9 protein-coding genes are annotated in these 11,797 nt (G+C 48.3%); 7 read left to right on the top strand and 2 right to left on the bottom strand.

The genetic code is table 11. The annotated features are described in order from the left end of the window. Nucleotides 1–137: 137 nt before the first annotated feature. The 4 genes from ACXMYH_RS11920 (at nucleotide 138) to nspC (ending at nucleotide 5,084) form a co-directional block, all read left to right on the top strand. Nucleotides 138–1,592, top strand: a complete 1,455-nt coding sequence (locus ACXMYH_RS11920) for an aminotransferase class I/II-fold pyridoxal phosphate-dependent enzyme (protein WP_486554956.1) — start codon at nucleotides 138–140, stop codon at nucleotides 1,590–1,592. A 34-nt stretch (nucleotides 1,593–1,626) separates the two neighbouring features. Then, a complete protein-coding gene (gene speE, locus ACXMYH_RS11915; RefSeq protein ID WP_015553676.1) occupies nucleotides 1,627–2,481 on the top strand; it encodes a polyamine aminopropyltransferase in 855 nt (284 codons plus the stop codon). A 2-nt stretch (nucleotides 2,482–2,483) separates the two neighbouring features. Next, nucleotides 2,484–3,743 (top strand): saccharopine dehydrogenase family protein, encoded by a 1,260-nt coding sequence (locus ACXMYH_RS11910; protein ID WP_436973072.1) that lies wholly within the window; start codon nucleotides 2,484–2,486, stop codon nucleotides 3,741–3,743. A gap of 207 nt (nucleotides 3,744–3,950) precedes the next feature. Further along, nucleotides 3,951–5,084 carry a carboxynorspermidine decarboxylase gene (nspC, locus tag ACXMYH_RS11905; RefSeq protein ID WP_486554955.1) on the top strand — a complete coding sequence of 378 codons (1,134 nt, stop codon included), beginning with the start codon at nucleotides 3,951–3,953 and terminating at the stop codon, nucleotides 5,082–5,084. A 66-nt stretch (nucleotides 5,085–5,150) separates the two neighbouring features. Here the strand turns inward: nspC and ACXMYH_RS11900 are convergent, their stop codons facing one another. Further along, entirely contained in the window at nucleotides 5,151–6,866 is a 1,716-nt protein-coding gene (locus ACXMYH_RS11900) for an AAA family ATPase (protein ID WP_486554954.1), read from the bottom strand. 268 nt (nucleotides 6,867–7,134) lie between these two features. Then, complete coding sequence (locus ACXMYH_RS11895; protein WP_117552135.1) at nucleotides 7,135–7,914, bottom strand: type III pantothenate kinase; 780 nt, start codon at nucleotides 7,912–7,914, stop codon at nucleotides 7,135–7,137. Between the two features lie 195 nt (nucleotides 7,915–8,109). On the opposite strand from ACXMYH_RS11895, the gene coaBC reads away from it, so the two are divergent. The 3 genes from coaBC (at nucleotide 8,110) to ACXMYH_RS11880 (ending at nucleotide 11,705) form a co-directional block, all read left to right on the top strand. Continuing rightward, on the top strand, nucleotides 8,110–9,303 hold the full coding sequence (gene coaBC, locus ACXMYH_RS11890; protein ID WP_015553672.1) for a bifunctional phosphopantothenoylcysteine decarboxylase/phosphopantothenate--cysteine ligase CoaBC: 1,194 nt from the start codon (nucleotides 8,110–8,112) through the stop codon (nucleotides 9,301–9,303). Between the two features lie 274 nt (nucleotides 9,304–9,577). Next, the gene (locus tag ACXMYH_RS11885; protein ID WP_118530600.1) at nucleotides 9,578–11,170 is read left to right on the top strand and encodes a peptide chain release factor 3; all 1,593 of its coding nucleotides are present in this window, start codon (nucleotides 9,578–9,580) and stop codon (nucleotides 11,168–11,170) included. An 85-nt stretch (nucleotides 11,171–11,255) separates the two neighbouring features. Continuing rightward, on the top strand, nucleotides 11,256–11,705 hold the full coding sequence (locus tag ACXMYH_RS11880) for a GatB/YqeY domain-containing protein (protein WP_118530602.1): 450 nt from the start codon (nucleotides 11,256–11,258) through the stop codon (nucleotides 11,703–11,705). Nucleotides 11,706–11,797 lie beyond the last annotated feature (92 nt).

The raw sequence follows: 11,797 nt of genomic DNA, 5'->3' as shown, positions 1-11,797 counted from the left end.
GGCAGACGGGAGCGGAGTGACGCGCCCCAGACCCCAATGGAATAGAATCGTTTTGAGCAGATGATGGTTTTGGCGTCATCTGCTTTTTTTATTATTCAGATGATGCGCAATCAATAAAATGCGTGAGGAACAAAACCATGGACAGAGAGAGACAAAAGAAAGCCCCGATCTATGAAGCGCTCGAGGAATTTAAAAAGAAGAGAGTTGTCCCGTTTGATGTACCGGGACATAAGAGAGGACGCGGAAATCCGGAACTTGTACAGCTTTTAGGCGAAAAATGTGTATCTTTGGACGTAAACTCCATGAAGCCGCTTGACAACCTCTGTCATCCGGTCTCCGTGATCCGTGAGGCGGAAGAGCTTGCGGCGGAGGCATTCGGAGCGGCCAGCGCCTATCTGATGGTAGGCGGAACGACATCTGCGGTCCAGAGCATGATCCTCTCGGTGGTAAAAGCCGGAGATAAGATCATCCTGCCGCGAAACGTACATAAGAGCGTCATCAACGCGCTGGTGCTCTGCGGCGGAATCCCGATCTACGTAAATCCGGAGATGAACCAGAGACTCGGTATTTCGCTGGGAATGCAGGTCGAAAAAGTAAAACAGGCCATCGAGGACAATCCGGACGCGGTTGCGGTGTTCGTCAACAACCCGACCTATTACGGCATCTGCTCTGATATAAAAACGATCGTACAGCTTGCCCATGCGAGGGGCATGAAGGTTCTCGCGGACGAGGCTCATGGAACCCACCTGTATTTCGGAAAGAATCTTCCGATCTCCGCAATGGCAGCGGGAGCTGATATGGCGGCGGTATCCATGCACAAGTCCGGCGGAAGCCTGACCCAGAGTTCGCTTCTTCTTTTAAATAAGGGAGTGAACACCGATTATGTGCGCCAGATCATCAACCTGACCCAGACCACAAGCGCATCCTACCTGCTTCTTTCCAGCCTTGATATCTCAAGACGAAATCTGGCTCTCCGCGGTGAGGAATCCTTCGCGAAGGTCGTTGAGATGGCAGAATACGCGAGACGGGAGATCAACTCCATCGGCGGTTATTATGCCTACGGAAAAGAACTGGTGAACGGTGACAGCATTTTCGATTACGATGTGACGAAGCTCTCCGTATATACAAGAGACATCGGACTTGCGGGAATCGAGGTCTATGATCTTCTGCGCGACGAGTATGATATCCAGATCGAATTCGGTGACATCAGCAACATTCTGGCTTACATCTCCATCGGAGATCGTATCCAGGACATCGAGCGCCTTGTTGGTGCTCTGGATGATATCGAGCGTCTCTACAAAAAAGACAGCTCCGGACTGCTCTCTGGCGAGTACATTTCTCCAAAGGTTGTTATGTCCCCGCAGAAAGCGTTCTACTCCGAGAAGGTCTCCGTTCCGGTGGAAGCGTCTTCAGGAAGAGTCTGTGCGGAGTTCGTTATGTGTTATCCGCCGGGAATCCCGATCCTGGCGCCGGGGGAGATGATCACGGACGACGTGGTCCAGTATATCCTGTATGCGAAGAAAAAGGGATGCTCCATGCAGGGAACAGAAGATCCGGCGGTGGATCATCTGATGGTGCTGGCAAACATATAGGCTTTGGCCAATACGATACAAGGAGTCACGAGATATGGAATTCTGGTTTTCAGAACTGCACACCGGAAACGTCAAGCTGTCCATCAAGATCGAAAAGCAGCTGTTTTCCGGGGAGAGTGAATATCAGCGGATCGACGTGTTCGATTCCGAGGAATTTGGAAAATTTATTTCTCTGGACGGGGAGATCGTATTCTCCGAGAAGGACGAGTTTATTTATGACGAGATGGTGACCCATGTGCCGATGGCGGTCCATCCGTGTGTGAAGGACGTACTGATCATCGGCGGCGGCGACGGCGGTGTCGCGAAAGAGCTTTTGCAGTATGACTGCGTGGAACATATCGATGTCGTGGAGACGGATGAGATGTTTGTGGAGGTTTCAAGAAAATTTTTCCCGGAGGTAGCCTGTGCCTTAGATGATCCGCGTGTCGAGGTCCACTATGATGACGGTCTGAGATTTTTAAGAAACAAGAAGGCAAAGTATGACCTCATCATCAACGATTCCACAGACCCCTTCGGCCATACTGAGGGACTGTTCACGAAGGAATTCTACGGAAGCTGTTACAGCGCCTTAAAGGAGGATGGGATCATGGTCTACCAGCACGGAAGCCCATTCTACGATGAGGACGAGCTGGCCTGCCGCAGTATGCACCGAAAGGCATTCCGCTCCTTCCCGATCAGCCGTGTGTATCAGGCGCATATTCCAACCTGTCCGTCCGGATACTGGCTCTTCGGCTTCGCTTCAAAGAAATATCATCCCATCAAGGATTTCAAGCCCCGGGAATGGGATGCATTAAATATCGAAACCTGGTATTACACGACACATCTTCACATGGGAGCGTTCATGCTGCCGAAGTATGTTGAGGATCTTTTAAAAGAGGAGGAAAAATAAACATGAGCAGATTAATGATCATCGGCTGCGGAGGTGTTGCGTCCGTAGCGATCCACAAGTGCTGTCAGAACAGTGATGTATTCACAGAAATTATGATCGCAAGCCGTACCGTATCCAAGTGCGATGCTTTAAAGGAGAAACTTCAGGGAACGACAAAGACGAAGATCACGACCGCGAAAGTGGATGCTGACAACGTGGACGAGCTGGTGGCTTTAATGGAAAGCTACAAGCCGGATGCAGTGTTAAACGTTGCACTCCCGTATCAGGACCTGACGATCATGGATGCATGCTTAAAGGCTGGCGTGAACTATATAGATACCGCAAACTACGAGCCGGAGGACACCGACGATCCGACATGGCGCGCGATCTATGAGAAACGCTGCAAGGAAGAGGGCTTCACCGCATACTTCGATTATTCCTGGCAGTGGGCATATCAGGAGAAATTCAAAGAGGCTGGACTTATGGCACTCTTAGGAACAGGTTTTGACCCGGGCGTCACAAGCGTCTTCTCCGCGTATGCGTTAAAGCACTATTTCGATGAGATCCACACCATCGACATCTTAGACTGCAACGGCGGCGACCATGGTTATCCGTTCGCTACAAACTTCAACCCGGAGATCAACCTCCGTGAGGTATCCGCAAACGGCTCCTACTGGGAGAACGGCCACTGGGTAGAGACAAAGCCGATGGAGATCAAGCGTGAGTACAACTTCCCGCAGGTCGGCGAGAAGGACATGTACCTTTTACATCATGAGGAGATCGAGTCTCTCGCAAAGAACATTCCGGGCGTAAAGCGCATCCGTTTCTTCATGACCTTCGGACAGAGCTACCTGACCCATATGAAATGCTTAGAGAACGTTGGAATGCTTTCCACCTCCCCGGTAAACTTTAACGGACAGGAGATCGTTCCGATCCAGTTCTTAAAGGCTCTTCTTCCGGATCCGGCATCCTTAGGTCCGAGAACCGTCGGAAAGACAAATATCGGCTGTATCTTTACCGGTGTGAAGGACGGAAAAGAGAAGACGATCTATATTTATAACGTATGTGACCATCAGGAGTGTTACAAGGAAGTCGGCTCCCAGGCCATCTCCTACACGACAGGCGTACCGGCTATGATCGGTTCCATGATGGTCGTTGACGGAACCTGGAAGGGCGCAGGCGTATTCAACGTCGAGGAGTTCGATCCGGATCCGTATATGGAAGCGCTGAACAAGTGGGGACTTCCGTGGGTTGTGGATGAGAATCCTCAGATCGTGGAATAAAAATTTGAAAATGATGACTGTTCGGCAGATTCGTGCTGTCCGTGGGAAAAATGCGGAATGTGGAACAGTTTCAAGTACAGAAAACACCTCTGGCAGGAACGAGTTGTCAGAGGTGTTGTTGTATTGTGATGCGGCAGTAAAAATGAACTTCGTTTTCTGGTAGGACTGAAATGTGTATCGGAAACGAGTCAGTAATTGGAGAATAAAATGAAGATTAATGAATTACCCACTCCATGTTATGTGATCGATGAAAAAAAACTTAGAGAAAATCTGGAAATCTTAAAGAAAGTCAAAGACGACACCGGCTGCAAGATCCTCCTTGCCCAGAAGGCATTCTCGAACTTCTTTGAGTACCCGCTGATCGGGCAGTATCTGGACGGTACCACAGCCAGCGGTCTTTTCGAGGCAAAGCTTGGATATGAAAAAATGGGAAAAGAAAATCACGTATTCGCTCCGGCCTTCAAGGAATCGGAGATCGGGGAACTCACCGATATCTGCGAACATCTGGTATTCAACTCCTTTTCCCAACTTGAAAAATACGCGGACTTCTGTAAGGAAAAGGGCGTCAGCATCGGCATCCGCGTAAACCCGGAGTGCTCCACTCAGGGTGACCACGCGATCTACGATCCCTGTGCGCCGGGCTCCAGACTCGGCGTGACCCTGGCCAATTTCCGGGAAGATCTTGTGGAAAAGCTTGACGGGATCCACTTCCATACCCTCTGCGAGCAGAATTCGGATGACCTGGAGACAACCTTAAAGGCTATGGAAGAAAAATTCGGGAAATACCTGAAGCTTCCGAATATCAAATGGCTCAATATGGGCGGCGGACACCATATCACGAGAAACGATTACGACATCGACCGCTTAGAGCGCTGCATCCGCCATATGCAGGAGACATATGATGTCACTGTCTATGTGGAACCGGGGGAAGCCGTGGCGTTAAATGCGGGATATCTTGTGACGGAAGTCATGGACATTGTGGATAACGGCATCAGGACACTGATCTTGGACGCTTCCGCCGCCTGCCATATGCCGGACGTGCTGGAAATGCCCTACCGTCCGCCGTTAAAAGACTCCGGAGAAGCGGACGAAAAGCAGTACACCTACCGTCTCTCATCAATGACCTGCCTTGCGGGTGACGTGATCGGCGACTATTCCTTTGACCACGAGATTCAGATCGGCGATAAACTCTATTTCGAGGACATGGCGATCTACTCCATGGTAAAAAACAACACCTTCAACGGCATGTGCCTGCCGTCCATCGCGCGAATGGATGAGAGTGGGGAGTGCAGTGTGGTGAAAACCTTTGGGTATGAGGAATTTGTGAGAAGACTGGGATAAAATAGAAACATGATTATAGAAACCGGGGCTGCCGCATACCAAAATTGGTGCGGCAGCCCCTTCTTCTTATTTTCGTTTTACAACGGCTGTTTTTCCACGAAAAGCAATCCCGATTTTTATGATCGGCCGGACACCCGCATCCCGTAATTCCGTGTCATATTTTTTCGCATCTATTTGTTGGAGGGCGCGATCTGCCAGCGCATCCAGATCCACATGATCATCATTCGTGTGTTTGAATTCAAACAGAAATCCCGGAATTCCTTTTACTAATGGATTCAGTTGAATATCAAATCGGCCAAGCCCCGATTCTCGATTGGAATGAATCTGGTACCTGTTTCCAAGGATCGCACATAATCCAAGCATCATGCCATGATAAAAACTTTCATTTGCCCCATCCATAGAAGAAATACTCTGCAGCATAAAATTCTCCAGCAAAGACTGAAGCTTTTTTGCATTTCCGGAGAATATCGCCTGATTGATAGAAATCGCGACGCTGTTCTGATTTGTCCGATTTAAAATTTCTTTTTCATAGACACAGGCAATCTCTTTATTTGGAATTGCAACATCACACATGAAATTCCCATCATTTTGTGGATAAACTTCTGCAACTTTTAAGTAACCCGCAACAAGAAGAAAACTATAGATCGTGTATGGATTATTCTGGATCTCCGGATAGATCACGCTGGTATCTATATAAGTAGTGATTTTTTCACCGCAGAGCAGTTTATGAAGTCCTTCCATTATCTCGGGTGTAGCTGTTGCGATAATCTCACCAATGATTTCGTTGCTGCCGGTAGACTGCCAGAACGCCTTTGGGAAGCACTGATCGGTAATGTAATTGATGACAGACCATGGATTAAAGATTTCTGTATGACCAAATCGGTATCCGTCATACCAGCTGCAGATCTCCTGATATTTGTCCTCTTTCCCATAGTAGTGCAGAATTTCTTTTACTTCCTCAGTCGTAAAGCCGAAATATTCACTGTAACTGTCGTCCAAAATTGAATTGGTTTTCAAATTATTCATGCCGCTGAAAATGCTTTCTTTCGCCACGCGGAGAATTCCCGTGAGAAAGCCAAAAGCCAGATGTGGATTATCCTTCAGGCCGCCGGAAAAGAAATTACGCATGAAATTCACGATTTCAGGATAAAAATTGCAATGATGTCCCTGCTGGATCGGTGTATCGTATTCATCAATAATGATAATACATTCTTGTCCATAATGCTTGTGCAGCAACAGAGATAAGATTTGTAATCCCATCTGGCAGTCTACTTCATTCGCATTGTCACTGGCAAGGCGATGGTACTGTTCTTTTTCATAGATTCCAAGTGCAGTACTTTCCTCAAGTTCACTGTGCCGTATAAATTCCAGTGAAATCAGCTTACGGATTTTCTGAAATGTCTCCTGCCATGTCAGACATTTTACATCCTTAAATGTCAGGAATATGACCGGATACTTTCCCTGATGCCGGGTATAATCAGAACCACACTGCCATATCTGCTTATCCTTGAAATAAATGGAGGTGTCCTCCTGCGTTTTTTCAAAAAAGACCCGAAGCATATCCATATTCAATGTTTTACCGAAACGTCTCGGACGGGTAAACAACGATACCATAGGTTTCGTATCCAGAAAATCACGGATCAGCAAGGTTTTATCTACATAATAATAGCTTGTGGTCGCCGTCTTGAAGTCAGAAATCCCAATGGGCATCGGCTTTTTCTTTTCGCCTGAATCTGGCCAAACTGCATTTTCTGGAATCAGCCAGGAATGTCCCTTTTTCACAGCTCCGGAAATTTCGCCCTGCTTGCACATCTGCTGGACTCTGCGCACTGTGATTCCCATTGCTTTTGCCGCTTCCATGCTGGATAAATAGTTCATAGAACACCTCCAAACGTAATTCTATCATAAGTATATCCTATGAAACGAAATATTACAACTCTGCATTTCGTTTATATTTCGTTTAAAACGAAATGTATAGACAGCAACAGTCGGGAGGACAATTCTGAATAAAAAAGCCGAATGAACGTTAATTTCATTCGGCAGTGAAGCTTTACGCGTCTTTTGTTTCCGTATTCTGTCTGTACAGGATCATCAGTCCGCGGAGCAGAAGATCCGGGTCATAGGTGATCTTGTGGGTGCAGAGCGGTGTGATGAATCTTGCCATACCGCCGGTAGCGATGAGAGTTGCCGGTTCGCCGAGTTCTGCGGTCATGCGGTCGATAAGACCGTCAAGCATTGCGGCATTGCCGAGCATGATACCGTTTCTCATACATTCGATGGTGTTCTTTCCAATCGTACGTTTCGGAACATCGAAGCTGATCCTCGGAAGCTGGGCTGTATTGGAAACGAGGGAGTTTAAGGCAACCTTTACACCGGGGAGAATCACACCGCCGATGTAATTTCCATCGTGGTCCACCACATCGAGCGTTGTCGCGGTTCCCATGTCCGCGATGATGATCGGTCCTTTGTATTTGGCATTTGCAGCGACAGCGGCCACGATCCGGTCACCGCCGACGGTCTTAGGGTTATCCATCTTGATGTTTAAGCCTGTCTTCATGCCGGAACCGACAAGAAACGGTTTCTTTCCGGTGATCTTCTTCACGGCGGAAGAGATCGGCGCGTTCAGTGGCGGGACAACGGACGCCATAATGGAACCTTCGATATCATTTTTCTTTACTTTATGGATCTCCAGAATATTCTTTAAAAGGATCGCGTATTCGAGACTCGTTTTCCGGTCATCGGTGGTGATGCGCTCCTCAAAATATGTTTTATTGTCGTCAAGACCTCCGACAACGATATTACTGTTTCCCATGTCGATCGCTAAAATCATTGAGAAAACTCCTTCCACAAATCTAAGTAACGTGTTATACTGTTTTTACGTGTGCAGTTGATCAAAGGTTCCGTATTTGCGGGACTTGTCAATCTTCACCGTGAATATGAGAAACGTGTGAGACGGGTTCCTCATAATTTTAAAGTTCGAATTATCTTACCATAAATTGACTAAAATTACAACGGAGGATTCCAAATGTTAGCAGGAAAAACCGTACTTTTATGCGTGAGCGGCAGTATCGCTGCATATAAAATCGCATATCTCGCCAGCGCACTGAAAAAACTGAAGGCAGATGTCCATGTGCTTATGACCCGGAATGCGACAAATTTCATCAACCCGATTACATTCGAGACACTGACCGGAAATAAATGCCTGGTGGATACATTTGACCGGAACTTTGAATTTTCCGTTGAACATGTTTCCCTTGCGAAGGCAGCGGATGTTGTCCTCGTTGCCCCGGCTTCCGCGAATGTGATCGCGAAGCTGGCCCATGGCCTTGCGGACGATATGCTGACGACCACAGTTCTCGCATGTACCTGCAAGAAGATCATCAGCCCGGCGATGAATACGAGAATGTTCGAGAATCCGATCACACAGGATAACTTAAAGATTTGCGAACACTACGGAATGGAAGTGATCAGTCCGGCAAGTGGATACCTCGCCTGCGGCGATACCGGAGCGGGAAAGATGCCGGAGCCGGAGGTGCTGCTCCAGTATATCTTAAAGGAAGTCCAGTACGAGAAAGACTTAAAAGGAAAGAAGATCCTCGTGACCGCAGGCCCGACGAGAGAGGCCATCGACCCGGTCCGCTATATTACAAACCACAGTACCGGAAAGATGGGATATGCCATCGCGAAGACGGCAGCTCTCCGCGGCGCTGACGTGACTCTTGTTTCAGGACCGGCAGAGGTGGAGCCGCCGATGTTCGTAAATTTTGTTCCGGTGGTTACCGCCAAAGATATGTTTGAGGCCGTGACAGGCCGCAGTGATGAGATGGACGCGGTGATCAAGGCCGCGGCTGTCGCTGACTACCGCCCGAAGTTCGTGAATACCGAGAAGACAAAGAAGAAAGACGGAGATATGGCGATCGAACTGGAGCGCACCGACGATATCTTAAAATGGCTCGGAGAACATAAAAAAGACAGCCAGTTCCTCTGCGGATTTTCTATGGAGACGGAACATATGCTGGAGAATTCCAGGGCAAAATTAAAGAAGAAGAACCTCGATATGATCGTTGCCAACAATCTGAAGGTTGCCGGTGCCGGTTTCGGAACGGACACGAATGTAGTGACGATGATCCGCGAGAATAAGGAGACCGAGCTTCCGATTATGTCGAAGGAAGAGGTTGCAGGGGCGATCTTAGACGAGATCTTTGAAATTAAAAGATAGAAAATTCCAATCTTTACCAGAAAATAGAAGATTCGACTACTCAGATGCCTTTACAGGTGAAAAACGCAAAGCAGGCACAGAGTGGTGAAGATTGCTATAAATATAACGAATTTTAGGGCTTTCTTCTTGACGAAACTCTTAAATACTGGTAAAAATTAATTGGAATAAGAGCAGCAGAAAAAAACGGCAGTCAATGAAGGACCGCGGTTCTTTTGTGCTGTCAGCAGGAAAATATTGTTAGACGAAACACAAGATAGATTTGGAGGAAAATTTTTTGGCTTCATTAAATGATGAAATAAAGAGACGACGGACATTCGCGATCATTTCTCACCCGGATGCCGGTAAAACGACACTGACCGAGAAATTCCTGTTATACGGAGGCGCGATCAACCTTGCCGGAACCGTAAAGGGACGCAAAGCGACAAAGCACGCAGTTTCCGACTGGATGGAGATCGAGAAGGAGAGAGGTATCTCCGTAACATCTTCCGTACTCCAGTTCAATTACGAGGGATACTGCATCAATATTCTTGATACCCCAGGACATCAGGACTTCTCCGAGGATACCTACCGTACCCTGATGGCAGCGGACTCCGCAGTCATGGTCATCGACGGATCAAAGGGTGTTGAGGCGCAGACCATCAAACTGTTCAAGGTCTGTGTGATGCGCCATATCCCGATTTTTACCTTTGTAAACAAGATGGACCGTGAGGCGAGAGACCCGTTCGAGCTCATGAGCGAGATCGAGGAGGTTCTCGGAATCCATACATGTCCGATCAACTGGCCGATCGGCTGCGGAAAGAGCTTCAAGGGCGTTTATGACCGCCAGACAAAGAAGATCACGACCTTCACGGCTGCCATGGGCGGACAGAAGGAAGTTGCCACAGAGACTTTCGACGTGGAGGGAACAGACGTGGATTCCGTCATCGGTTCCGATTTCCACGCTCAGTTAAGGGACGATATTGAGCTTCTCGACGGGGCAAGCGATGAGTTTGATCAGGAGCTTGTAAGTGCCGGAAAGCTTTCACCGGTGTTCTTCGGATCTGCTCTCACAAACTTCGGTGTTGAGACATTTCTGGAGCATTTCTTAAATATGACGACTTCTCCGCTTCCGAGAAAGACAACGACAGGCGTGATCGACCCGTTCCGGGAAGATTTCTCCGCGTTCGTATTTAAGATCCAGGCAAACATGAACAAGGCACACCGTGACCGTATCGCGTTCATGCGCATCTGCTCCGGTAAGTTCGAGGCCGGAATGGAAGTCAACCATGTCCAGGGAGGCAAAAAGATCCGTCTGACCCAGCCGCAGCAGCTGATGGCCGAGAGCCGTAAAATCATTGAGGAGGCTTATGCCGGAGATATCATCGGCGTTTTCGATCCGGGTATTTTCTCCATCGGTGACACGCTCTGTACGTCCAACGAGAAGTTCCAGTTTGAGGGTATCCCGACCTTTGCACCGGAGCATTTCGCGAGAGTCCGCCAGATCGATACCATGAAGAGAAAACAGTTCTTAAAGGGTGTCAACCAGATCGCTCAGGAAGGTGCGATCCAGATCTTCCAGGAGTTCAATACCGGTATGGAGGAGATCATCGTCGGCGTTGTCGGTGTCCTGCAGTTTGAGGTCCTGACTTACCGCTTAAAGAACGAGTACAATGTCGATGTCCGTCTGGAACAGCTTCCGTTCGAGTATATCCGCTGGGTTGAGAACCCGGAGGAAGTGGATGTGGCGAAGATCCAGGGTACATCCGATATGAAGCGTATCTGCGACCTCAAGGGCAATCCGTTATTGTTATTCATCAACAGCTGGAGTGTCGGCATGGTCGAGGAGAGAAATCCGAACTTAAAGCTCAGTGAGTTCGGAAAGAACTAATCAAGTTTACAAAATATATCATCACAGGAACATGTGGAACCAGTCGTTTTGACTGGGAATACTGCATAGACAGGAGGAATATAAGATGAGTAAGATCGATGTTGTAAGAGCAGCTATGGTCGAGGCGATGAAAGCAAAAGATAAAGAGAGAAAGGATTCCCTTTCCATGCTTCTCTCCGCATTAAAGAACGCGCAGATCGATAAGCGCGAAGCTCCGCTCACCGAGGATGAGGAGAACGCGATCGTAAAGAAAGAGATCAAGCAGGTCAAAGAGACGATCGATACCGCTCCGGCAGACCGCGCTGATATCATCGAAGAGGCAAAGAAGAGACTGGCTGTATATCAGGAGTTCGCTCCGGCAGATATGACCGAGGACCAGATCAGAGAGACGATCCAGAAAGTTCTCGCAGAGCTCGGAATCGAAGCTCCGACCGCAAAGGACAAAGGAAAGATCATGAAATCCCTAATGCCGCTTGTAAAGGGAAAGGCAGACGGTAAGATCGTAAACGAGATCCTGGCAGGATTCATGAAGTAATGAGCGCGGATCCGTGCGTCTAAACAAAATTATCAGCGGGGCTGGCTTTATATCCTGGAAACGCCCGGGACGAGGCGGCCCCGTCTGTCTTT

The organism is Pilosibacter sp. NGB245 (genome assembly GCF_057397225.1).
The sequence above is the reverse complement of the archived record's forward strand: the minus strand, read 5'-3'. Positions and strand labels throughout refer to the sequence as shown.

Excerpts from the sequence above, each read along its gene's own strand:
- ACXMYH_RS11920 (WP_486554956.1), top strand. The coding sequence starts at position 138 with ATGGACAGAGAGAGACAAAAGAAAGCCCCGATCTATGAAGCGCTCGAG.
- speE (WP_015553676.1), top strand. The coding sequence starts at position 1,627 with ATGGAATTCTGGTTTTCAGAACTGCACACCGGAAACGTCAAGCTGTCC.
- ACXMYH_RS11910 (WP_436973072.1), top strand. The coding sequence starts at position 2,484 with ATGAGCAGATTAATGATCATCGGCTGCGGAGGTGTTGCGTCCGTAGCG.
- nspC (WP_486554955.1), top strand. The coding sequence starts at position 3,951 with ATGAAGATTAATGAATTACCCACTCCATGTTATGTGATCGATGAAAAA.
- ACXMYH_RS11895 (WP_117552135.1), bottom strand. The coding sequence starts at position 7,914 with ATGATTTTAGCGATCGACATGGGAAACAGTAATATCGTTGTCGGAGGT.
- coaBC (WP_015553672.1), top strand. The coding sequence starts at position 8,110 with ATGTTAGCAGGAAAAACCGTACTTTTATGCGTGAGCGGCAGTATCGCT.
- ACXMYH_RS11880 (WP_118530602.1), top strand. The coding sequence starts at position 11,256 with ATGAGTAAGATCGATGTTGTAAGAGCAGCTATGGTCGAGGCGATGAAA.